This is a genomic window from Brevundimonas sp. UBA5936, from assembly GCA_002430835.1.
Lineage (GTDB): Bacteria > Pseudomonadota > Alphaproteobacteria > Caulobacterales > Caulobacteraceae > Brevundimonas.
This window is the reverse complement of sequence record DJDA01000137.1, coordinates 1-22,501: the sequence shown is the minus strand read 5'-3', so window position 1 is coordinate 22,501 and position 22,501 is coordinate 1. Positions and strand designations below refer to the sequence as shown.

21 protein-coding genes and 1 pseudogene are annotated in these 22,501 nt (G+C 67.7%); 11 read left to right on the top strand and 11 right to left on the bottom strand.

The window, feature by feature from the left end:
- Positions 1 to 73: 73 nt before the first annotated feature.
- Together B2Y21_RS14440 and B2Y21_RS14435 are read right to left on the bottom strand one after the other, a co-directional pair.
- Complete coding sequence (locus B2Y21_RS14440; RefSeq protein ID WP_292060516.1) at positions 74 to 904, bottom strand: lipid A-modifier LpxR family protein; 831 nt, start codon at positions 902 to 904, stop codon at positions 74 to 76.
- A gap of 186 nt (positions 905 to 1,090) precedes the next feature.
- Positions 1,091 to 2,974 carry a ribonucleoside-diphosphate reductase subunit alpha gene (locus tag B2Y21_RS14435; RefSeq protein WP_409410764.1) on the bottom strand — a complete coding sequence of 628 codons (1,884 nt, stop codon included), beginning with the start codon at positions 2,972 to 2,974 and terminating at the stop codon, positions 1,091 to 1,093.
- A 256-nt stretch (positions 2,975 to 3,230) separates the two neighbouring features.
- On the opposite strand from B2Y21_RS14435, the gene B2Y21_RS14430 reads away from it, so the two are divergent.
- From B2Y21_RS14430 to B2Y21_RS14420, 3 genes are all read left to right on the top strand, one after another.
- Positions 3,231 to 3,968, top strand: coding sequence for a phosphatase PAP2 family protein (locus B2Y21_RS14430; protein ID WP_292060515.1), 738 nt, complete (start codon positions 3,231 to 3,233; stop codon positions 3,966 to 3,968).
- Between the two features lie 113 nt (positions 3,969 to 4,081).
- Entirely contained in the window at positions 4,082 to 5,401 is a 1,320-nt protein-coding gene (locus tag B2Y21_RS14425; protein WP_292060514.1) for an acetyl-CoA hydrolase/transferase family protein, read from the top strand.
- A gap of 91 nt (positions 5,402 to 5,492) precedes the next feature.
- Positions 5,493 to 7,589, top strand: a complete 2,097-nt coding sequence (locus tag B2Y21_RS14420; protein ID WP_292060513.1) for a hybrid sensor histidine kinase/response regulator — start codon at positions 5,493 to 5,495, stop codon at positions 7,587 to 7,589.
- On the opposite strand, the gene B2Y21_RS14415 is transcribed toward B2Y21_RS14420, so the two are convergent.
- On the bottom strand, positions 7,586 to 8,242 hold the full coding sequence (locus tag B2Y21_RS14415) for a glutathione S-transferase family protein (protein WP_292060511.1): 657 nt from the start codon (positions 8,240 to 8,242) through the stop codon (positions 7,586 to 7,588). The two genes, B2Y21_RS14420 and B2Y21_RS14415, sit on opposite strands and share 4 nt — an antisense overlap.
- A gap of 148 nt (positions 8,243 to 8,390) precedes the next feature.
- Between B2Y21_RS14415 and B2Y21_RS14410 the strand changes: the two genes are divergently transcribed.
- Entirely contained in the window at positions 8,391 to 9,437 is a 1,047-nt protein-coding gene (locus B2Y21_RS14410) for a ribonucleotide-diphosphate reductase subunit beta (protein WP_087140422.1), read from the top strand.
- A gap of 72 nt (positions 9,438 to 9,509) precedes the next feature.
- Here B2Y21_RS14410 and B2Y21_RS14405 read toward each other — a convergent pair whose 3' ends face one another.
- From B2Y21_RS14405 to B2Y21_RS14395, 3 genes are all read right to left on the bottom strand, one after another.
- Positions 9,510 to 10,022: a cell wall hydrolase gene (locus tag B2Y21_RS14405; protein ID WP_292060509.1), complete on the bottom strand. Its 513-nt coding sequence runs from the start codon at positions 10,020 to 10,022 to the stop codon at positions 9,510 to 9,512.
- Positions 10,023 to 10,123: 101 nt separating this feature from the next.
- Complete coding sequence (locus B2Y21_RS14400) at positions 10,124 to 11,632, bottom strand: sensor histidine kinase (RefSeq protein ID WP_292060507.1); 1,509 nt, start codon at positions 11,630 to 11,632, stop codon at positions 10,124 to 10,126.
- A complete protein-coding gene (locus tag B2Y21_RS14395; protein WP_292060506.1) occupies positions 11,629 to 12,357 on the bottom strand; it encodes a TVP38/TMEM64 family protein in 729 nt (242 codons plus the stop codon). Before B2Y21_RS14395 ends, B2Y21_RS14400 begins: the two co-directional genes overlap by 4 nt.
- Positions 12,358 to 12,537: 180 nt before the next feature.
- Here B2Y21_RS14395 and rpmH point away from each other — a divergent pair, with 180 nt between their 5' ends.
- The 6 genes from rpmH to B2Y21_RS14365 all read left to right on the top strand — a co-directional run bounded on the left by rpmH (position 12,538) and on the right by B2Y21_RS14365 (position 17,281).
- Entirely contained in the window at positions 12,538 to 12,672 is a 135-nt protein-coding gene (gene rpmH / locus B2Y21_RS14390) for a 50S ribosomal protein L34 (protein ID WP_003164000.1), read from the top strand.
- 34 nt (positions 12,673 to 12,706) lie between these two features.
- A complete protein-coding gene (rnpA, locus tag B2Y21_RS14385; protein ID WP_292060505.1) occupies positions 12,707 to 13,147 on the top strand; it encodes a ribonuclease P protein component in 441 nt (146 codons plus the stop codon).
- Between the two features lie 5 nt (positions 13,148 to 13,152).
- The gene (gene yidC / locus B2Y21_RS14380) at positions 13,153 to 14,955 is read left to right on the top strand and encodes a membrane protein insertase YidC (protein WP_292060504.1); all 1,803 of its coding nucleotides are present in this window, start codon (positions 13,153 to 13,155) and stop codon (positions 14,953 to 14,955) included.
- A gap of 4 nt (positions 14,956 to 14,959) precedes the next feature.
- Complete coding sequence (yihA, locus tag B2Y21_RS14375) at positions 14,960 to 15,628, top strand: ribosome biogenesis GTP-binding protein YihA/YsxC (protein WP_292060503.1); 669 nt, start codon at positions 14,960 to 14,962, stop codon at positions 15,626 to 15,628.
- A 73-nt stretch (positions 15,629 to 15,701) separates the two neighbouring features.
- The gene (locus tag B2Y21_RS14370; protein ID WP_292060502.1) at positions 15,702 to 16,211 is read left to right on the top strand and encodes a DUF3617 domain-containing protein; all 510 of its coding nucleotides are present in this window, start codon (positions 15,702 to 15,704) and stop codon (positions 16,209 to 16,211) included.
- Between the two features lie 71 nt (positions 16,212 to 16,282).
- Positions 16,283 to 17,281: an LLM class flavin-dependent oxidoreductase gene (locus B2Y21_RS14365; protein WP_292060501.1), complete on the top strand. Its 999-nt coding sequence runs from the start codon at positions 16,283 to 16,285 to the stop codon at positions 17,279 to 17,281.
- Here B2Y21_RS14365 and B2Y21_RS14360 read toward each other — a convergent pair.
- The 5 genes from B2Y21_RS14360 to B2Y21_RS14340 are packed head-to-tail and all read right to left on the bottom strand — an operon-like array spanning position 17,273 to position 22,015.
- Positions 17,273 to 18,010: a class I SAM-dependent methyltransferase gene (locus B2Y21_RS14360; protein ID WP_292060500.1), complete on the bottom strand. Its 738-nt coding sequence runs from the start codon at positions 18,008 to 18,010 to the stop codon at positions 17,273 to 17,275. The two genes, B2Y21_RS14365 and B2Y21_RS14360, sit on opposite strands and share 9 nt — an antisense overlap.
- Positions 18,010 to 18,558: a hypothetical protein gene (locus B2Y21_RS14355; RefSeq protein WP_292060499.1), complete on the bottom strand. Its 549-nt coding sequence runs from the start codon at positions 18,556 to 18,558 to the stop codon at positions 18,010 to 18,012. Before B2Y21_RS14355 ends, B2Y21_RS14360 begins: the two co-directional genes overlap by 1 nt.
- 57 nt (positions 18,559 to 18,615) lie before the next feature.
- Positions 18,616 to 19,764 (bottom strand): polysaccharide biosynthesis/export family protein, encoded by a 1,149-nt coding sequence (locus B2Y21_RS14350; RefSeq protein WP_292060498.1) that lies wholly within the window; start codon positions 19,762 to 19,764, stop codon positions 18,616 to 18,618.
- Between the two features lie 20 nt (positions 19,765 to 19,784).
- Complete coding sequence (locus tag B2Y21_RS14345) at positions 19,785 to 21,065, bottom strand: glycosyltransferase family 4 protein (protein ID WP_292060497.1); 1,281 nt, start codon at positions 21,063 to 21,065, stop codon at positions 19,785 to 19,787.
- Positions 21,065 to 22,015 carry a KpsF/GutQ family sugar-phosphate isomerase gene (locus tag B2Y21_RS14340; RefSeq protein WP_292060496.1) on the bottom strand — a complete coding sequence of 317 codons (951 nt, stop codon included), beginning with the start codon at positions 22,013 to 22,015 and terminating at the stop codon, positions 21,065 to 21,067. Before B2Y21_RS14340 ends, B2Y21_RS14345 begins: the two co-directional genes overlap by 1 nt.
- Before the next feature lie 221 nt (positions 22,016 to 22,236).
- Between B2Y21_RS14340 and B2Y21_RS14335 the strand changes: the two are divergent.
- Positions 22,237 to 22,501: pseudogene (locus B2Y21_RS14335) on the top strand (trehalose-phosphatase); the annotation flags it as partial.

The window sequence follows — 22,501 nt, the reverse complement described above, 5'->3', positions numbered from 1 at the left end:
CGGGCGCTGGGACGGGGCGGCCGACAGTCGCCGCGAGGGCGTGGCGCGGACGCAGTAAGGGGCGCGGGGCCGCCTAGCGCGGCGGGCGGATCGTCAGTTGGAAGGCCACCAGGCCTTCCGACACATCGGTGGTGATGCCCTGATAGCCGCGCAGGCCCTTGGCCTCGATCTCGCGATAGACGACGCCGAAGGAGCTCTGCACCGCGCCCCGGCGATAGGCCACGCCGATGGAGGCGTCGCCCAGATAGGTTCCGGCGTCCTGGCTGACGCCCGAGCGGGCGAAGTCGCCGTCGCGCGTGCGGGCGAAGTTGTAGCCGACCGCCCGCTTGGAGCCCGCCGCGTACAGATACCAGCGCGGCCGCTCGCCGAAGGCTTCATCGCCGTTGGGGGCCAGGCGGTCCAGATTCTCGCCGATGCGCAGGGTGGCGCCCGCCTCGGCCGAGGGGCCGTCGCTGCCGACGCCGAAGCCGGCGTGGGGCGTCAGCGACACCTCCAGCCCTGAGGCCGTGCGGCCCTTGGCGGCGGTCCAGCCGCGCGTATAGGTGACGTCATAGCTCTCGCCCGAGAAGGCGACGGGGTCGAGGGCGCGCGGCGGCATGGGCGAGCCGTCGGCGCGGCGCAGCTCGCCTGTCGTGGTGATCCGCAGCCGGTCGGTGAAGCCGTCGCCGGCGAACCAGGCCTCCTGCCGCAGTTCGCCCTGATCGGCGCTCAGTCGGGCGACATCGTTAAACTGCACCGGGGCGCCGAATGCGGCGTCAGGTTCGGCCGTGAAAGGCAGGCGGCTGTCCAGCCGGGCGGCGGCGTCCTCGAACCGGACGGCGTCGCCGCCACGCGCGGCGATGGGGCCTTCCGCCACGGTCTGCGGCATGGCGAAGGCGGCCGTCGGCGCGACCGCCGCGATCATCCATCCTGCCCATGCCATCCGACGCATCAACGGTGCCTCCCGATCCGTTAACGCTCCCACTGTGCACGAACGCCGGGGAACCGCAACGGACTCTTTTACGCCACATTCGTTTATGACGAACGAAACCGCCCGGAGAGGGTTCCCCGGGCGGTTCAAAGGCGATGGCGATGGAGGTCGGGCGCCGCCTTACTGGCAGGCCAGGCACTCGTCATAGTCGGTGGGGGCGGCGGAGAAGAGGTCCGGCTGGTTCGGATCGATCTCTTCTTCCTTCTTGTCCTCGGCGCCGGCGAAGGCGGCGCGCTGCACCGACTTGGAACGCAGATAGTAGAGGGACTTCAGGCCCCGCTCCCACGCCGACCAGTGCAGCATGTGCAGATCCCACTTGTTGACGTCGCCGGGGATGAACAGGTTCAGCGACTGCGCCTGGCAGATGTCGCCGGTGCGGTCGGCGGCCAGTTCGATGACCCAGCGCTGATCCAGTTCGAAGGCGGTCTTGTAGATGGCCTTCTCGTCGTCGCTCAGGGCGTCCAGGTGCTGGACCGAGCCTTCGTTCTCGAGGATCGAAGACCAGACGGCCTCGGTGTCGATGCCCTTCTCGCTCAGCAGATCCTGCAGATAGGGGTTCTTGACCGCGAAGGAGCCCGACAGGGTCTTGTGGGTGTAGATGTTGGCCGGGATCGGCTCGATGCCCGCCGACGTGCCCCCGCAGATGATCGAGATCGAGGCGGTCGGGGCGATGGCCAGCTTGTGGCTGAACCGCTCCATCACGCCGCGATCGGCGGCGTCGGGGCAGGGGCCCTTTTCCTCGGCCAGGGTGCGGCTGGCCTTGTCGGCCTCGCGACGCAGGTGCTTGAACAGGCGCATGTTCCAGCTCTTGGCCATGGCCGATTCAAAGGCCACGCCCTGCGACTGCAGGAAGGAGTGGAAGCCCATCAGGCCCAGGCCCACCGAACGCTCGCGCTGGGCCGAATAGACGGCGGCGGCCATCGACGACGGGGCGCGGGTGATGAAGTCCTCGAGCACATTGTCGAGGAAGCGCATGATGTCCTCGATGAAGCGGGGCTCTTCGCGCCACTCCAGGAAGGTCTCGGCGTTGACCGACGACAGGCAGCAGACGGCGGTGCGCTCGACGCCCTTATGGTCCAGACCCGTGTGCAGCATGATTTCCGAGCATAGGTTGGACTGCTTGACCGACAGGCCCAGATCCTTCTGGTGCTGCGGCATCTGCCGGTTCACCGTGTCCGAGAAGATCAGATAGGGCTCGCCCGTCTGCATCCGGATTTCCAGGATCTTGGTCCACAGGTTGCGGGCGTCGACGGTTTTGCGGACCTCGCCGTTCTTGGGCGAGATCAGGTCGAACGGCTTGCCGTCGCGGACCGCCTCCATGAAGGCGTCGGTGATGTTGATGCCGTGGTGCAGGTTCAGCGAGCGGCGGTTGAAGTCGCCCGACGGCTTGCGGATTTCGAGGAACTCCTCGATTTCCGGGTGGTGGATGTCCAGATAGACGGCGGCCGAGCCGCGACGCAGCGAGCCCTGCGAAATCGCCAGGGTCAGCGAATCCATCACGCGGATGAAGGGGATGATGCCCGAGGTCTGGCCCGCGCCCTTGACCTTCTCGCCGATGGAGCGGACGCCGCCCCAATAGGTGCCGATGCCGCCGCCGTTCGAGGCCAGGGAGACGTTCTCGTTCCAGACGTTCTGGATGCCGTCCAGGCTGTCGTTGACTGAGTTCAGGAAGCAGGAGATCGGCAGGCCGCGATCCGCGCCGCCGTTCGACAGCACCGGCGTCGCCGGCATGAACCACAGCTTCGACATATAGTCATAGACGCGCTGGGCGTGGTCGGCGTCGTCGGCGTAGGCCGTGGCGACGCGGGCGAACATGTCCTGATAGCTTTCGCCCGCCAGCAGGTAGCGGTCTTCCAGCGTCTTCTTGCCGAACTCGGTCAGCAGGGCGTCGCGCGTGCGGTCCAGCGTCAGGCCGTTGACCACCGTCAGCTCCGGCTTGGTCTCGGGCGGAGCCGAGGAAACCGTAGAGAATTCCGTCGTCTGCAACGCTTCGCCGCCTGCCATCGTCAGTCCCCAGTGCCTATGTGGATAACGCCAGATGTTGTGTGGATAACACCTCGACTATCTAAATCTAGTGTTAAGGCGGCGGGGGCGCCAACCAATTTATCGTCTCCGAAGTGTGATTTTTCGCTTGCATGGCGGCGGGTCGGTGCGGGGCGGGCGTTGCGATCCCGTTGTGATGTAGAAATGGCGGCGATGACGCCCCGGCGGGCGCGGAAAATCGGCGGGAACGAGACTCTAGCTTGGCCGTTAGCGCCCCATGGCCCCGCATCCCACCGCCTTCCTGACCCGCGCCCTGCGCGTCGCCCGCACGGAGATCGCCGCCGTGGCGGCCATGCTGGTGGTCGCCCTGGGGGTGCTGACCTTCATCGAGGTGGCCGACGACATGCGCGAGGCGGACGGCCAGGCCTTCGACCATGCGGTGCTGGCGGCGGTCCGGCCCTTCGCCGATGATCCGGGGCGGCCCTGGGGGCCGTGGTGGCTGCACGAGGCGGCGGCGGACCTGACCTCGCTCGGCGGCATATCAGTGCTGACCCTGTTCGCCGTCATCGCCATGGGCTTCCTGCTGATCATGGGCAAGCGGCTGTCGGCGCTGATGCTGGTCGTCGGTCTGGCGGGCGGAGTGGCCCTGAGCGAAGGCCTGAAGGCCCTGTTCGAGCGCGAGCGGCCGCCCGAGATCTATCAGGCGGTAGAGACGCTGAACGCCAGCTTCCCCTCAGGCCACGCCCTGTTGTCGACCGTCTTCTATCTGACGCTGGGCGTCATGCTGACGCGCGCCTTTCCGCGCAAGCGGTTGAAGGCCTATGTCCTGGGCTGTGTGGTGGTGATCGCCCTGCTGATCGGGCTGACGCGAATCTATCTGGGCGCGCACTGGGCGTCGGACGTGTTCGCGGGCTGGAGCGTGGGCGCCGCCTGGTCGATGGCCCTGTGGCTGGTCGCCTACGCTGCCGAACGCCGCCAGCGCCTGCACGACGCGCCCTTACAGGACGCGCCCTAGGTTAGACCAAGGTCTAGCGCCGCGACCGGGCGCGGCTGTCGGATAGTGGTCCCAGAAGCCGTCGCCGCGCAGCGACGGACGCCCCTTCAGGACGACGCTTCAGGAGTTTCCCCGTGACCGATTTCGCCGCCCTCTACGCCGAACGCCTGACGACGCCGCAGGCGGCGGCCGCCCTGATCCCGTCAGGCGCCAAGGTCGCCATGGCCCTGGGCGTCGGCCAGCCGCCCGCCCTGTTGCAGGCCCTGGCCGATCGGGCCGAGGCGCGGCAGGTGGGGGACGTCAACCTCTACTATCTGCTGTCGACCGCCATCGCGGGCGAGACGGTGATGCGCTACGAACTGACCGACCGCATCCGTCCGCACAGCTTGTTCCACGGCGCCATCGAGCGGAAGCTGGAGGCGCGCGGGATCGAAGAGGGTCGCCGCGCCGTCTGGTTCGTGCCGACCGGCTTTCAGCAGACGCCGCGCGTGCTGACGCGCGAGATCGGCGTCGACACCCTGCTGGCGACGGTCTCGCCGATGGACGCCGAGGGGTATTTCAGCCTGGGGACCAACACCGACTACGCCCTGGCCGTGTCGCAGACGGCGCAGCGGGTGATCCTCGAGGTCAATCCGCACATGCCGCGCGTGTTCGGCGACTGCCGCGTCCATGTCTCTCAAGTCGCTGCCCTGGTCGAGCATTCGGCGCCCCTGCTGGAGGCGGGCAAGGCGCCGCAACAGCCGCAGGATCTGGCCATCGGCGCCCTGATCGCCGAGATGGTCGAGGACGGCGCGACCCTGCAGATGGGCATCGGCGCCTTGCCGGACGCGGTGTGCGCGGCCCTGCATGACCATCGCGACCTGGGCATCCACACCGAGATGCTGACGCCGGGCCTGGTCGAACTGATGAAGGCGGGCGTCGCCACCAATGCACGCAAGACCCTTCACCCCGGCAAGACGGTCTTCACCTTCTCCATGGGCGACCGCTCGACCTATGAGTTCCTGCACGAGAACCCGGCCTTCGAGGCTCGACCCGTTGACTATGTGAACGACCCCGCCGTCATCGCCCGCAACGCCAGGATGATCTCGGTCAACGCCACCTTGCAGGTTGACCTGTTCGGCGCCTGCTGCTCGGAGCACCTGAACGGGCGGCAGTATACGGCGTCGGGCGGCCAACTGGATTTCGTGCGCGGCGCGGCGGCGTCCGAGGGCGGCAAGTCGATCATCGCCTGCCACTCGACCGCGGCGAAGGGGGCGGCCTCACGCATCGTGGCGCGGCTGGACGGCCCGGCGACGACTCCGCGCAACGACATCCACTACGTCGTCACCGAGCATGGGGCGGTCAATCTGAAGGGGCTGACCGACGACGCCCGCGCCCGCGCCCTGATCGGTCTGGCGGCGCCCGAGTTCCGCGAGGGGTTGGAGCGCGACGCGAAGGCGATGGGCCTGCTCTGACGCGCTTCGGGGGAGATTTCCTTAACTTCTTCCGGGAGAAGCTGGCGACGAACCGGGGAGGGTGAAGACAGCAATGCAGGCACGCTGGCGGATGTTTCGTCATGCGGCCGGCCGTGAGGCCGGCCCTCCAGCGGCGGCCTATGTCGTCTTGTTCGTCCTGTGCCTGCTGATCGGCCAATGGAGCGCGGCGACCTACAGCGCCGTGATCGTCTGGCCCGCCAACGGCGTGCTTCTGGCGGCCTATCTGCTGCTTCCTCGACGCAAGGCGGCGGCGACCCTGCTGGTCTGCCTCGGATTGAACCTGGTCAGCACGGTGTTGAGAGGAGATTCCCAGCCCTTCGTGTGGCTGAACCCCCTGCTGAATCTGGGTCAGGTCTTGGTCGCGGGCGTGCTGGCGCGCCGACTGTGCGGCGCGGCGCTAGATTTGCGGCGCCCGCGACGCTTCCTGTGTTTCGCCCTGGGCGCCGTCGCGCCGGCGGTGTTCCTGACCACTACCCTCTCCTGTCTGCTGGCGGCGTGGCTGCGCGATTATGCGCCGGAACTGACGGCTTTCATCTGGACGCACCTGTTCATGATGGAGACGCTGGGCTTGCTGATCGTCACGCCCAATCTGTTGTTCCTGGCGCGGGCCCGAAGGTTCCGCGACGAGGCGACCGCCCCCTGGCTCGCGCTGGGCATGGCCGGGTTGACGGCGGCGATGGTCTTCTGGGTCTTCAGTCAGCCGAGTTCGCTGCTGTTTCTCATCTTTCCGCCGCTGATGCTGGCGGCCTATCGCCTGTCGCCGCCGTGGATGGCCGCGACGATCCTGGTGTCTGTCGGGATCAGCTGCATTCTGACGCTGGAGGGGTACGGTCCCGTCGCCGCCGCGCCGGTGGCTGAGGTCGCGGCCCTGGCCCACCTGCCCCAGCGGTTGCGGCAGATGCCGCTGTACCATGTCTTCCTGATGGTGCTGGTCCTGACCTCCCTGCCGCTCAGCGCCCTGATGGCGGAACGTCGGGCTGGCGTCGCGCGGCTGGCGCGGCGCACCGCCCTGGCCTTGAAGCAGCGGCGTCGGGCCGAGGCCGCCGCCGCCGCCAAGGCGCGGTTCCTGGCCGTTATGAGCCATGAGATGCGCACCCCGCTGAACGGCGTCAGCGGCTACGCCGACCTGTTGTCTCAGCGCCACGACCTGCCGGAGGAAGCACAGGCCTACGTCGAGGCGGTTCGCCAGGCGGGGGAGGAGATGCGGCGACTGGTCGAGGATATTCTGGACGCCTCGGCCGGGGATGATGCGGTGCGGGTCGAACCCTTCGATGCGACAGGCCTGATTCGCGACCTTTGCGCCCCGGCGGCGGTCGCCGCCCGCGCCAAGGGGGTGGCGTTCGAGTTGAATCTGGACGCGCCGGACACGGCCCTGCGCATGGGGGATCCGCGTCGGTTGGCTTCGGCTCTGAGGCATCTTCTGACCAATGCGGTCAAGTTCACCGAGAGAGGCCGGATCGAGTTGGAGGCCCGACTGGACGCCGAAAGCCTGACCCTGACGGTGCGGGACACGGGGCCGGGAATCGCACCGGACCTAGAGCCGGCGCTGTTCGACCTATTTCAACTAGGCGACGATTCCCTGAACCGGCGGCACGGGGGGGCGGGGCTGGGCCTGCCCGCCGCGCGTCGCCACGCCCGCGCCATGGGTGGAGACGTGGTTCTGGGCGAAACGTCGGAGCAGGGCTCGGTCTTCATCCTGACCGTGCGACTGGGCGTGGGGGCGGGCGAGAGCGACGGTGCGACGGAGGCGGCGGCGCCTGCGTCCTCCGACGGGCAGGTCACGCGCGTTCTCGTGGTGGACGACCATCCGACCAACCGTCTGATGTTGCGGATCATGATGGAGGCGGCCGGATGCCGGGTGGTCGATGCGGCGGATGGGCTACAGGCCGTCGAACAGGCATCGGCTGAGGCGTTCGACCTGATCCTGATGGACGTGCGGATGCCGCGCCTGAACGGACTGGAGGCGACGCAGATGATCCGCAGCGGCGACTCGGCTTCATCGCTGGCGGCGGTGCTGGCGGTGACGGCCGACGCCATGCCTGAGGACGCCGTGCGCTGTCTCGGCGCGGGCATGGACGGTCATCTGGCCAAGCCGATCACCCATGAACGGCTCTACGCCGCCGTGGACCAGGCGTTCCGCGCGGCGCACGCGCGTCTGGCGGCCTAGCCCTCCCAGCCGTCGTCGAAGGGAAACCGCTCGGCCCAGAACGGCTGAAGCGCGGGCAGGGTGTCGACGCGCCGCACGACCTCGGCCATGCTCGGCGCCTCGGCGTAGAAGCGGCTACGCTGCGGCGTCCAGCGACTGGCGACGGCGACGTAGAGGTCCAGCACCGTCATCTCCTCGCCCAGCAGGAAGCGCCCGGGCGTGATCTGGGCGTCCATCATCCGCCAGCAGTCGGCTATGCGCTCGACGGTGCGTCGCTGGATCTCGGCCTGGGCGTGGGGATTGTCGCCGCCGAGACGGGACGGTTCGTCGCGCACCCAGAACATCGAATAGATGGAGGCGGGGATGAAGCTCATCCAGCGCAGGAACTGCGCCCGGCGCGGATCGTCCAGGGCGGGCGAGAGCCGCGCCCGTGGGTGGGAATCGGCCAGCCAGATCAGGATGGCGGCGCTTTCGGTGATCACCTCGCCGCCCGGCGTGACCAGGGCCGGCACCTGGCGCATCGGATTGACCTGCGCCACCTTGTCCCGCTCGGCCTCGCCCTCCCAGGTCGGAGCCTCGATGACCTGATAGTCCAGTCCGATCAGCCGCAGCGTCGCCTCGACCGGGGTCGAGCCCGAACCGGCGGCGCCGTAAAGCGTGAAAACCATCCCCATCTTCCTCCCCAGTTTCCTGTCATGGAAACACCATATCTAGCGGTTGGGTGAAAAGTGATCGCTAGATATGCGCATCTTCCCTTGTCCCCGCGCGTCGGGGGACGCATGGTGAACGCACCTTCTCCGGATTCGCCTCAGGTCTTCTTCGATGAACGCTCCCGCCACGATCATTCGTCCCGGCACGCCCGGCCTGCTGACCCCTTCGGCCGCCTACAAGCCCTTCCGCTACCCGTGGGCCTTCGACATGTGGAAGAAGCAGCAGCAGGTCCACTGGATGCCCGAGGAAGTCCCGATGGGCGAGGACGTCAAGGACTGGGCCGCCAACCTGACCGACAGCGAGCGCAATCTGCTGACGCAGATCTTCCGCTTCTTCACCCAGGCCGACATCGAGGTCCAGGACAACTACATGGAGCGCTACGGCCGGGTGTTCAAACCGACCGAAGTGAAGATGATGCTGGCCTCCTTCGCCAATATGGAGACCATCCATATCGCGGCCTACGCCCTGCTGCTCGAAACCATCGGCATGCCTGAGAGCGAGTTCGGCGCCTTCATGGAATACGAGGCCATGCGCGACAAGCATGACTTCATGGGTCAGTTCGGGGTCGACACCGACGCCGACATCTGCCGGACCCTGGCCATGTTCGGGGGCTTCTCCGAAGGGCTGCAGCTGTTCGCCAGCTTCGCCATGCTGATGAACTTCCCGCGCCAATCCAAGATGAAGGGTATGGGCCAGATCGTGTCCTGGTCGGTGCGTGACGAGAGCCTGCACTGCGAAGGCATCATCAAGCTGTACCACGCCTTCAACAAGGAGACGGGCGCTGTCACCAAGGCCGTGGCCGACGACATCGTCGATTGCTGCAAGACGGTGATCGAGATGGAGGACAAGTTCATCGATCTGGCTTTCGAAATGGGCCCGGTGAACGGCATGACGCCGGACGACATCAAGGCCTACATCCGCTTCATCGCCGACTGGCGCCTGCGCCAGCTGCACCTGCCGGAAGTCTATGGCGTGACCGAGAATCCGCTGCCGTGGCTGCAAGCCCTGCTGTCGGGCGTCGAGCACGCGAACTTCTTCGAGGCGCGCGCCACTGAATACTCCAAGGCCGCCACGCAAGGCGCCTGGCACGGCGCCGACGGCGTCTGGGATAGCTTCGACAACATGATGAAGCGCCGCACGGAATCCGCCGAGGCCTGATCCGGTCCAGCGGCAAGCGAGAAAAAGGGCGCCCCGACGCAGGTCGGCGGCGCCCTTTACTTGTCTGAAGCCTCAGTTCGGCGTCTTGCGGCCTGCGTTGCAGCGCGCCGTGTCGCCACGCTGGCAGGCGGCGGCGGTGGCGCGCCAGTCGGCCATGTCGCGTTCATAGCGGGCCTGGGCCTCGTCGGCGGCGCGCAGGTCCGCCTCGTGACGTTCGCGGTCGGCGCGCGCCTGGGCCTCGGTCTGATCCACCTCGGCCTGCCAGCGGCGCTGGGCTTCGGCCTGGGCGGATTGATTGGCGCGGTCTTCGTTTTCGGCCAGGTCGTTCTGGGCCACGATCTCGGCGTTCAGGGCCTGGGTCTGGCGCAGCTCGTCGGGGTCTTGAGCCGAATCCGGCGCGCGATGATAGCGCTCGCCCTTGGACAGCAGCATTTCGGCCACGGGATCTTTCGGCGCCGGTTGCGGGCGGGTCTGGCTCTGGGCGTAGGCGGAACCGACCGTCAGCGAGACGGCCAGGGTCGTGGTCAGCATCAGCGCCGCCAGAGGACGGATGGGGCGGGTTTGCGAGGACAGGGGGCGGGTCATGGGGCTCTCCTTGCAGGGGAGGATACGAAAGACCGCAAGCTTGGCGCTTTCGGCTTCCAAAGGAAACAACGTCTCGCGCGGCGTAAGGCTGCCGTGGCGTCCTACAGCGGCAGCAGAAGCTCGAAGCGCGTGCCCTGCGGCCCGGTGTCCAGCAGCGTCAAGACGCCGCCGTGGTTGGCGGCCAGCTCGCGCGAAATGGTCAGGCCCAGGCCCGTGCCGTCGGCTCCGCCGCCGCTGACGAAGGGCTCGAACAGACGATCGGCCAGACGCGGCGGGATGCCGGGGCCGTCGTCGCGCACGCCGATGGCGGCCATGCCGTCGCGGGCCTCGGCGCTGACCGTGATCGAGCCCTTGCCCTTGCCTGCGGCGTGGCTTTCCGGCGCCGCCTCGATGGCCTGGCGGGCGTTGCGCATCAGATTGACCAGGATGCGATGAAGCTGGTCCGGGTCGGCGTTGACGGTGAAGCGGGCGGGCAGGTCGCGCACCAGCCGCACGCCGTCCGGCTCCAGCCCCGCGTCCTCGGCGGCGGCGGCCACGGCGCGGGCCAGCAGCATCTTTTGAAGCTGGGGCGCGGGCTCCTCGGTCTTGCCATAGGCCAGAACATTGCGCGCCAGGGTCGAGGCCCGGTCCAGCGCCCGCTCCAGCCGGGGCAGGGCGGTCGCCACCAGGGGATCGGACGAGGTCGACAGCCGTTCGGACGCCATCTGGGCCGAGGTCAGCATGTTGCGCAGGTCGTGATTGATCTTGGCCACCGCCTCGCCCAGCGCCGCCAGGCGGGCGCGCGAGCGCAGGGACTGGCGCACCTCCTCCTGCATCCGGGCCAGTTCGCGTTCGACCCGGCCGATCTCGTCCTGACGGTCCGAGGGCGTTTCGGCGGGGCTTTCCGGATTGGCGGCGAAGCGTTCGATCGAGCGGGTGACGCGGCGCAGGGGCTGCAGCACCAGCATCGACAGGGAGGCGTAGAGCAGGCCGCCGGCCACCGCCGCGATCAGCAGCGACATCATCAGGCTGTTGACGAGGAAGCCCTCCAGCTCCTTCTTCAGCGGCTGGGCCGGGGCCAGGATCTCGACCAGATCGCCCGAGCGATAGCGCGGCGCCGCCTGCACCCGCAGCGAACGGTCGGGGTGGCCGAACAGGGTCTTCCACGGGTCCAGCAGCCGCGCCCCGACGTTGCGCTGGCGCAGGTCGATCAGTTCGGGCGCGCGCGGCAGGTTGGGGGCTTGCAGCAGCAGGCGCCGCACCCCCTGTTCGCCGATGACGACCGACTGCACCCCGCCGATGCTCAGCAACTGTTCGGCGGTGGAATCCTCGACGGCGGAATAGGGCAGGGCCTCGACCCCAACCGAGGCCAGCTCAGCCGCCTGCAGCCGGTCCATCAGCCACCGCTCCTGGAAGGAGGCGGCGCTGGGCACGATGATCAGGGCGGCGACCGCCAGGGTGAAGGCGACGGTCAGCAGCAGCAGGCGGCTGGACAGGCCGTCGGGCGCGCGGGGCTGCAGCCGCTGGCGCAGGACGTTCCACGGGGCGGGGCGCGTCGCAGGCGGCCTGGCGGCCGTCGCGGGGGGCAGGGGCGTCTGCACGTCGGTCGGAAGGGCCTCGCGTTCCGTCATGACGCCTCCATGCGGGGGCGGGCGCGCAGCTTCTGGGCCAGCTTGAGCAGCAGGGGCAGCAGCATGGACAGGAAGGCTACCCCCATCAGAGGCCAGAAGAATTCCGCGAACAGGCTCCGAATGTCAGGATTCGGGTCCGTGACCAGAACGTCGTGCAGGCTGTCGCCGATCCAGCAATAGATGGTGTGCGCGGGCAACAGGCCGATAAAGGTGGCGACGACATAGGGCCGCAGCGGCGCCGCCATCACGCCCGCCGCTACATTAATCATGTGGAAGGGCACGGTGACGACCAGGCGCGCGACCAACACATACCAGAAGGTGTTCTTGTCCACCCCGGCGCAGACCTTGTTCAGCAGACCCGTATCGGCGGCGGCGCGGCGGCGCAGGGAATCGCCCAGGGCGGTGCGACCCACATAGTAGACGGCCAGGGCGCCGACGGTAGCGGCGAAGGCGGTGGCGACGCCGCCGACCCACGGCCCGAACAGATAGCCCGCCGTCACGGTGATGAAGACCACGCCCGGCACCACGCTGGCCGTCAGCAGGGCGAAGATCAGCATCAGGGCGCCCAGCATCAGCAGATAGTGCTGAGCGGTCAGCCCTTCCAGCGCCGCGCCGTGGTCACGCAGGGTGTCCAGCGACAGGTAGCGATTCCAGCCCATGCCGAAGATCAGGGCGACGGCGGCCAGCAGCAGGGCCAGGGGCAGAAATCTTTTGACCCGGTCCAAGCCGCGCTCCGTCCTCTTCTTCCTGACATCCTTAGCGTATTTCCAGACGCCGTGCGCCCCTGTCGGCGATGTGGAAAAGCCGCTTCGGCGTTGACTCTCGTCCTGCCGCCGCTTATACGCCCGCCTCTCTCGCGGCTGACGCTTGTGTCTGTCGCCAACCCCAGTAACCCGGAGCCGACCGTGAAGCGGACCTATCAGCCGTCGCGACTCGTGCGCAAGCGCCGTCACGGCTTCCGTTCGCGGATGGCCACCAAGAACGGTCAAAAGATTGTTGCGCGTCGCCGCGCCAAAGGCCGTAAGCGCCTGACGGCCTGACGTCACGCGCCCATTACCCTTCAGGGCGGGGCGCATGACCGATCTGATGAAAATCGATCGCCTATTGAGGCGGCCCCAGTTTCTGGCGGCCGCCAAAGGCGTTTCTCAGGCCCGCGGCGCCGTGGTGGTCCAGCAGTTGGATCGCGGCGACGGCGACCCCTCGGTGCGCCTGGGATTCACCGCCACCCGCAAGATCGGCGGCGCCGTCGTGCGCAACCGCGCCAAGCGGCGTCTGCGCGAGGCCGCCCTGCTGCTGACGCCCCTGCACGGGCGGGCTGGATGCGACTATGTGTTCATCGCCCGCATGGGCACGGCGGACCGCGACTGGGACCGCTTGCTTGACGATGTGAAATCGGCCCTTACAAGGCTCGCAACCCCGCGCGCGGCTCCCGATATGGGAGACCGGGCCGTTTCGCCCGCCCAGATATCGAACCGCGCCGCCCCCGACCCGCGCCCCGCCGACCAGGACCGCTGATCCCGATGCAGAACGAGAACTCGCGCAACACCATCATCTTCTTCGTGTGCGCGGCCCTGATCATGGGCGTCTACTACTTCATGGTGATGCGCCCGCAGGCCGAGAGCCGCCGTCAGGCGCAGATCGTCGCCGCCGAGCAGCAGAAGGCGCGCGAGGCCTCGGCCGACGCCGGCCTGACGCCGTCGGGCGCCGCGCCGGGCGTCTTCATCAAGGATCGCGCCCAGGCTCTGGGCACGGTCGCGCGGGTGCCGATCCAGACCCCGACCCTGAAGGGTTCGCTGTCGCTGCAGGGCGCGCGCATCGACGACCTGTACCTGACGAACTACAAGGAAACGCTGGACAAGAATTCGCCGCCGGTCGAGCTGTTCCGCCCGCAGGGCATGGAGCACGCCTATTTCGCCCAGTTCGGCTGGAGCGGCCCGAACGTCGCCGGCGGCGTGCCTGGCCCCAACACCGTCTGGCGCCTGACCAAGGGTTCGACCCTGACGCCGACCACCCCGGTCGAACTGACCTGGGACAACGGCTCGGGCCTGCGCTTCACCCGCGTCGTCTCGATCGACGATCAATATATGTTCACGGTCAAGGACACGGTCGCCAACCTGGGAACCCAGGCCATCGCCATCGCCCCCTACGGCCGCGTCGAGCGCCAGGGCGTTCCGGTCGACCTGGGCAAGCAGATGATCCTGCACGAAGGCGCCATCGGCACCTTCGGCGACGGCGACAGCTATTCGACCGAACAGGTCAAGTACAAGGACTGGGCCAAGAAGCCGCGCATCGAGAACCAATCGACCGGCGGCTGGCTGGGCATCACCGATAAATACTGGCTGGCGGCCCTGATCCCCACCCAGAACGAGACCGTCGAAGGCCGCTTCTCGGTGCGCGACGCCCAGGGAATGAACATCCACGAAGCCGCCATGCTGGGCGCCACCCACACCATCCAGCCGGGCCGCCAGATCGAGGAGACCCAGCGTCTGTTCGCCGGCGCCAAGCGCGCCGAGGTGCTGAAGGCCTATGAGCAGTCGCTGAACCTGCCGCGCTTCGTCTACGCCATCGACTGGGGCATGTTCTGGTTCCTGACGCGCCCGATCTTCACCGTGGTGGAGTTCTTCTACGGCGTCCTGGGCAACTTCGGCCTGGCCATCCTGGCCCTGACGGTGGTGGTCAAGCTGATCCTCTTCCCGCTGGCCAACAAGTCCTACGAGAGCCTGTCGAAGATGCGGAACCTCCAGCCCAAGATGGAGGAGATCAAGAAGAAGCACGGCTCCGAACCGCAGAAGCAGCAGCAGGAGATGATGGCCCTGTATCAGCGGGAGAAGATCAATCCGCTGGCGGGCTGTCTGCCGATGGTGGTGCAGATCCCGGTCTTCTACGCCCTGTACAAGGTGCTGTTCGTGACCATCGAAATGCGTCACGCGCCCTTCTTCGGCTGGATCCGCGACCTGTCGGCGCGCGACCCTTCGACGGTGTGGAACCTGTTCGGCGCCATTCCGTGGGATCCGGCGACCCTGCCGCTTCTGGGCGGCATTCTGAACGGCCCGCTGCACCTGGGCGTGCTGCCGCTGGTCTATGGCTTCACCATGTGGCTGCAGATGGCGATGAACCCGCCGGCGCAGGATCCGATGCAGCGTCAGATCTTCCAGCTGATGCCGATCGTCTTCACCTTCATCATGGCCCCGTTCGCGGCCGGCCTGCTGATCTACTGGGCGTGGAACAACGTGCTGTCGATCATCCAGCAGTATGTGATCATGCACCGCTTCAAGGCCGAGAACCCGATCGACACCTTCCTCGCCCGCTTCAAGAAGGCCTGATCGATTGGACGCTTCTGACGAGCCCAAGGTCGGAGAATATTCCGACGCCGAGATCGAGGCGGCGCGCGTCCTGTTCGCGCGCCAGGCCAGCTTCGTCCTGGGCTGCGCCAAGATCGAGCAGCTGCCGACCCCGGACCTGCCCGAGATCGCCTTCGCCGGCCGCTCCAACGTGGGCAAGTCCAGCCTGATCAACGGCCTGGTCGGCATGCACAAGCTGGCGCGCGCCTCGAACGAGCCGGGCCGCACGCGCGAGGTCAACTTCTTCGACCTGGACGGCCGGATGCGCCTGGTCGACCTGCCCGGTTACGGCTGGGCCAAGGCGTCCAAGACCACGGTCAAGAAGTTCCAGGATCTGGGCCGCGACTATCTGCGCGGCCGGGTGACGCTGAAGCGCGTCTATCTGCTGATCGACGCCCGCCATGGTCTGAAGAAGGTGGATGACGAGGCGCTGAACGCCCTCGATCTGTCGGCCGTCTCCTACCAGATCGTTCTGACCAAGGCCGACAAGCTGAAGAAGGGCGAGGCGGAGAAGGTCCAGGCGGCGACGCTGAAGGCCATCTCCAAGCGCCCGGCCGCCTATCCGCACGTCGCCGTCACCTCGTCAGAAAAAGGCTTCGGCCTGCCCGAGCTGCGCGCCGAGATCATGCGCACCACGGGCGTCGTCCTCGACTGAATCTCACATCCGCGTGAACCGTTAAGCCAGAACGGCGTTGTCCCCTCGGTTCTTAACGAGAGGGGAGCGCTCCATGCGTTCAGCGATTATCGGCGGCGTCGCCGTCGCCTGCCTGCTGGGTCTGTCGGCCTGCGGAAACAACAACAAGGCCGAAACCCCGGCCGCTGACGGGGCTGAGACCGCCTCGACGGCCGCCGCGCCGGCGACGCTCGACGCGCCCAAGCCGGGCCTGTGGCGCGTGTCCACGGCCATGGAAGGCATGCCGGGCGGCGCCGCCGTGCCGCCGCAGGAAATCTGCATCAAGGAAGCCAAGCTGGAGGCTCCGGCCAGCGCCCAGCAGCCGGGCGCCGACTGTACGACCCAGCCGTTCGCGCGTCAGGGCGACGCCATGGTCGCCGCCTCGTCCTGCACCCTGCCGGGCAATATGAAGGCGGATTCCACCATCCGCGTGACCGGCGATTTCAACAGCCGCTACGTCACCGAGGTCACGACCAAGATGGACCCGGCGCCGACGCCGCAGATGGCCCAGACCAAGGTCACCATGACCGCCGAGCGCATCGGCGACTGCCCGGCCGGTCAGTAAGCGCCCGCCCATAGACGATTGATCGTCACGGCCGGTATGGCGTCGCTGAAAAGCGGCCCCATATCGGTCGGATGATCCCTCTGTCCATTCTCGACCTCGCCCCCGTGCCGGAAGGCTCCGACGTGGGCCAGGCGCTCGCCAACACCATCGATCTGGCCCGCCACGCCGAACGGCTGGGCTATAATCGTTTCTGGCTGGCCGAGCACCACAACATGCCGGGCATCGCCAGCGCCGCGACCTCCGTCGTCATCGGCGCGGTGGCGGCGGCGACGAAGACCATCCGTGTCGGCGCCGGCGGGGTCATGCTGCCCAACCACGCCCCGCTGGTCATCGCCGAGCAGTTCGGCACCCTGAACGCGCTCCACCCCGGCCGGATCGACCTGGGCCTCGGCCGCGCGCCTGGATCGGACCAGGCGACGGCGCGGGCCCTGCGCCGCACGCTTCAGGGCGACCACGACGCCTTCCCTCAGGACGTGATGGAGTTGATGCAGTGGTTCGCGCCCGCGACGCCGGATCAGCGCATCATCGCCAATCCGGGCGAGGGGCAGGCCGTGCCGGTCTGGATCCTCGGCTCCTCGACCTACGGCGCCCAGCTGGCGGCGCATCTGGGGCTGCCCTACGCCTTCGCCAGCCATTTTGCGCCGGGCGAGATGATGCGGGCCCTCGACATCTATCGCCAGACCTTCCGTGCGTCGCCGCATCTGGAAAAGCCCTATGTCATGCTGGGCTACAACGCCTTTGTGGCTGACACGGATGAGGCGGCGCGCCGGCTGTTCACCTCGGTCCAGCAGGCCTTCGTCAATCTGAGAACCGGCCGCCCCGGCAAGCTGCCGCCGCCGGTCGAGGGTTATTACGAACGGCTGGACGGCGCGGCGCGCGGCATGATCGACGCCGCCCTGGCCTGTTCGGCGGTGGGCGCGCCCGCGACGACCAAGGCCGCCCTCGACGCCTTCATCGCCCAGACCGGGGCGGACGAACTGATGATCACCAGCCAGATTTGGGATCCGGCCGCCCGCGTGCGCTCGCTCGAGCTGCTGGCCGTGGCGACCGGATTAACGCGCTCAGATTGACGAATAGGGCGCCTGGAAGCGGGCGATCAGGTTGGCTTCCTCGCCGAAGTGCGGATTGGACAGCACGGCGGGCGGCTCTTGGCGTCCGCCGTCTTGTCGACCGAATAGAGTCAGGCAGTCCAGCAGGTGGGCGTCGATCCAGGTGATGACTTCCTGAACGATCACGGCGCCGCCGCTGGCGGCGATGATGTCCGCGACGGCGGCGCCAGAGACGGAGGCCCCGCGACTGTGATCATGATGCCCCTCGGGGAGCTGGCCGGCGGCGTAGTTGGAGTGGTGAATGAAGGCCGCTCCGCCCGGCTTCAACTTCTTGAGAATCTCCGGGATGTAGGAGTGGAAGACGTCGATTTCGGCATGAACCAGGGAATCGAACGAGAAAATGAAGTCATAGGCGCCGTCTTCCGCCGCAGCCAGTGTCATGCCGTCGTTGCTTTCGAAGCGCGCATGCGGCGTTTGCTCGAACCTGGCTCGGCAGGCGTCGACGCAGGACTGGTTCAGATCGATGCCGAGATAGTTCTCACACTGCGGAAGCAGGAAGCGCGTCCAGCGACCATGGCCGGGGGCGATTTCCAGAATGTTCGCAGCCGGCAGCAGTCGGTGCAGTCGGGGATAGAGGCTCCCGAACCATTGCGGCTCGCTGCCGCCCCAAGGAGCGCTCCATTCATCCCCGGCGCCAGGCCAATCATAGTTGGCGCCCCACAGTGTAGCGTTCCAGTTCAGGTCGGGCATCAATCGCTCCGGGTTGAGAAAAGCCGTGAATGCAAGCTCTTGGAAGTCTCGGCTGATGAGGCAGTAGCGCCTGCTGCGCCGGTGTGAGTCAAGCCGGCTTCGACTGTCTCGACGCGGTTGAAAGCATCGGAGGGGAAGGAGGCCTCAAGAGGCGTCGCCGCCGTTTCAAACGCCCGCCAGGCGGCGCCCAGGCGGATGGAATCCGCCAGATCCTGGGCGATGGAAGGGTGGCTGCTCATGCGTTGCCGCAACCCGGAGCAGGCGCACAGGATCGCCGAGGCCTGACGCACCTCCGCGTTTTCGGAGCGCGCTCCGATAGCCTCCAGGGTGGCGTAGCGCCATTCGCCGTCGGCGCTCTCATGGATCATGGTCCAACGTTCGGCGGCGCTGAGCTGCGCGCCCAGCGCGACCCATGCCTCGTCAGGGCCGCGCGAACGATAGTGGCCTGCAACGGTCGGCAAGCCATGCTGTGCGTAAAGCCGCAATGCGCTCTTCTCGATCGCCTGGAGCAGGCCTTCGAGGTCTTCGCCGCCCGCCGCCTGCTCCATCCGCTGCATATCGTCACGAAGCGAAGGGAGAGGCGAGGCGCGGGGTCGGAACATGACCTAGTCGAGGTTCAGGGTGCTGGTGACCGAGACGTCGTAGACCACGCGGGTGATGCTCTGCACGAACTCGAAGAATTTGCGCATTTCAGCTGCGCCCGCACGGGGGGCGTAGATGATGTCGTCCGGCTCGATCTGGAAGTTGCTGGCGATGAAGAAGCCTTCGCCTTCGTTCAGGTTCAGGCGATAGACCACCGGCACGCCGCGTGACGTCGCCGGCTGCTGGATGCCCAGGGCTTGGGCCGTTTCCGGCCGCTCGAAGCGGAAGATCAGCACCGACTTGGCGTCGGCCAGGTTGGAATCGAGGCCGCCGACGCCGCTGAGGGCCTCGGCCAGGGTCAGCGGGCCGGGCGGCAGTTCGCTGCGCGCCACGGCGTTGAAGGCGCCGAAGGAGCTGAAGCGACGCGGCTTGTAGACCAGGTTCACCTGATCGCCGCGCTGCAGGCGGACGTTCTCGTTGAACTCGGTCGTGACAACCGACATGGGGGCCGTATAGGTGCGCCCTTGGCGTTGGATCTGGACGTTGACGTCGTAGATCGAACGCGCCGAACCGCCGGCGGCGGCGATGACGTCCAGGATGCGGTCGTGATTGGCCGACAGGGGCTGGCGGCCGGGGGTCCGCACCTCGCCCAGCACGGTCACGGCGTTGGAGGCGTTGCCCGCGACGGTGACGATCACCTGGGGATTGGCGACCTTGCCGATCAGGGCGCGGCGCACGGCGGCCGAGGCCTGGGCCGGGGTCAGTCCCTCGACCCGCACGTCGCCGGCGAAGGGCACGGGCACCGCGCCGTTGCGGTTCACCACGAGCGGAGGAAGGGTTTGGTTGCCCGCGGCCGTGGTGGCGCTGGCGCTGATGTTGCCGAAGAGGCCGCCGCCCGGCTCGAAGATGCTGACAGCCAGGGTGTCGCCCACGCCGATCACGTCGGATGGGGCGTCGCTGGAGGCCAGGGCCAGGCTGCTGAACGACGGCGGCGGCGCGGCTTTCATGCGCTCGCTCAGTTCGAAGTCCAGATTGATCAGGGCGTAGTCGCCCGCCCGCTCAGGCGAGGCGGCGCCCTCCACCACATTGCGGCCAGACGGTCCGTCGCGCGGCAGGGTGGAGCAGCCCGCGAGCAGGGCGACGATGATCAGGCTGGCGGCGGTTCTGGTCATGGTGACTCTGTGCAGTTTGATCAGATGCTTACCCGCACGGCGTCGACACCGCCAGAGGGCGGCAGCACCTGCTGTTCAATCACCTGGAAATGTCGGTCCCAGGTGGGGGCGGAATAGGGCGGGGCGATCGGCGGCGTGCGCGTCCAGTCTTCGAGCGCGGCCAGCCAGCCCAGACCGTCCAGCGGGTCGATCAGCCGGGCGTGCGGCACCAGTTCGCGGTGCGCGGCGATGTCCGAGGCGATCAGGGGGACGCCCATGGAGCTGGCTTCGACCGCGGGCAGGTCGAAGCCCTCGACGGAGGAGGGGGCGACCACGGCGCGCGCGCCGCGCATCAGGGCGGACAGGGCGCAATCCGGAAGGTTCTCGGCCTGGTGGACCAGGCCCTGCAGGTTGGGCGAGCGCTGCAGCAGGTCCAGCACCGCTTCGTTCTCCCACCCGTAGCGGCCGACCAGGACCAGGCGGGGCGCCTCGGCGCCCATCCTTTCCTGAAGACGACGCCAGACGGTCAGCAGGAAGGCGAGGTTCTTGCGCGCTTCGATCGTGCCGACGTGGATGAAATAGGGGTGGGCGGCGCCGACCACGACGCTGCCGTTCAAGGTCCGCTCCAGGCCCAGGTGGGCGACGTCCACCGGCGGCGTCGCCAGGCCCGAACGACCGGCGAAGGCGTGCAGCTCATCGGCGGTGTGCTGCGAGTTGACGATGATGCGCGAGGCGTGGCGCAGCACATTGACCACCCGGCGCTCATGCTTGGCGCGGTCGCCGGGGCGACAGAATTCGGGATGGGTGATGGGGATCAGGTCGTGCACCATGAGCACGCGCTCAATGCCCCCTGCGTTCAGGGAGGTCAGGATGTCTGGCGTGTTCAGGCTGGTGTGGCCGACATTCAGATAGGCGCGCGCGGCCGGCGGCGCCTTGACGCTGCGGGTGCGGAAATACTGCTTCCAGGCCCGGTGCTTGATGCGTTTGGGCGGCGCTTCCTCGTCGGGGACGTGGCCGATGACGGAGGCGCCGTTGTCACGCGAGCGCAGGGCGGCGAACAGGCGCTGGGCGTCGGGGCTGAGGTCGTGGACGGCGCCAGGCCCGCTCCAGCGCGCCCGCAGTTCGGCGAGCCGGTCGCGGAACCACTCATTATCGACGCGCGCCAGCTGATCGTGGCGCGCCCGGACCGGCACCATCCGATAGACAGGGTGTTCGATCAGCCATTCGGCGTAGGCCAGGCAGACGCGATCCACGCCGGTCGGGGCGCTGCGTTCGGTGCGGCTGAGCAGCCGGCTGGCGTCGAACAGAATGTCCTCAGGCATCAGGACACATAGCCCGCCTGCATCAGTTCGGCGATATGGATGATGGCGACGGGGCGGCGGTCGTCGACGACGAACAGATTGCTGATCTTGTTGGCGCTCAACAGGTCGACCACGTCGCTCATGCGGGCGTCCGGTTCGACGGTGATCGGGCTGCGGCTCATGATGTCCTCGGCGCGCAGGACTGAGATGTCGTGAGCGAAGGCGCGGCGCACGTCGCCGTCGGTGATGATGCCTGCCAGGGCGCCGTCGGCGGCCAGGACGGCGACCGCGCCCTTGCGACCTTCAGTGATCGCCGAGACGACGGCGCCGAAGCCGGCGTCCAGCGGCACGCTGGCCGGAGCGGCGGCGTTGTCGCCCATCCATTCGCGCACGGTCTGCAGGCTCATGCCCAGGGCGCCGCCGGGGTGGTGCAGGCCGAAGTCTTCCCGGGTGAAGCCGCGTCGGTCCATCAGCACCATGGCCAGGGCGTCGCCCATGGCCAGGGACATCAGCGTCGAGGTCGTCGGCGCCAGGCCGTTGGGGCAGGCCTCGGCCACCTTGGGCATGGTCAGGCAGACGGCGGAATGGCGGCCCAGGAAGCTCTGCGGCCGCTGGGTGACGCCGATCACCGGAATGTCGTTGCGCGCACAGAAGATCAGCGGGTCGCGCAGTTCGCGGCTTTCGCCCGAGTTGGACAACGCCAGCAGGGTGGTGTCGGGGCGCAGCATCCCCAGGTCGCCGTGACTCATCTCGGCCGGGTGGACGAAGAAGGAGTTGGTTCCGGTCGAGGCCAAGGTCGCGGCGATCTTGCCGCCGATGTGGCCCGACTTGCCCATGCCCGTCACCACGACATAGCCGGGCCGCGACAGGATGATGTCCGCCGCCCGCGCGATCGAGGAATCCAGCGAACGTTCCAGCGCTTCGAGAGCTTCTATGTTCAGACGCACGACTTCGCGCGCTCGATCAGACATGGCCGCGAGTTGTTCAGGAGAGGAAGGAACGGAAAAAGCAGTCATGACGGCTCCAGGCGCCGGGGCCGCTTCTGCGGCTCTTCGTAGCGCAGTGGCAAATGCCTCATTCGAGAGTTCGGCACAATGGCGTCGCAGCGGGTGAATGAACGATGAATAGCGACAACCATTATGGTCGTCATGCGTTGCCATATGTTCCACGCACAGAAAGAACCTTGAAACGCATGTCTTTTGCACAGGGGTTTGCGCGCCCCGCACTGCCTGCGCCGCCGATCCGTCTGAGCGGAGCGGCGCTTTTCCTAGATCTGGACGGGGTTCTGGCCCCGCTGGCGCCGACGCCGGACGCCGTCGGGCCGGAGCCGCGCCGCACCCGCACCGTCGATCGGCTGACCCCCGCACTGGGCGTCCGGGTCGCGCGGGCCAGCGGCCGCACCCCGGCCGACACCGACCGTATGCTCGACGAGGCGGCGCGCGCGGGCTCGGGCGTGC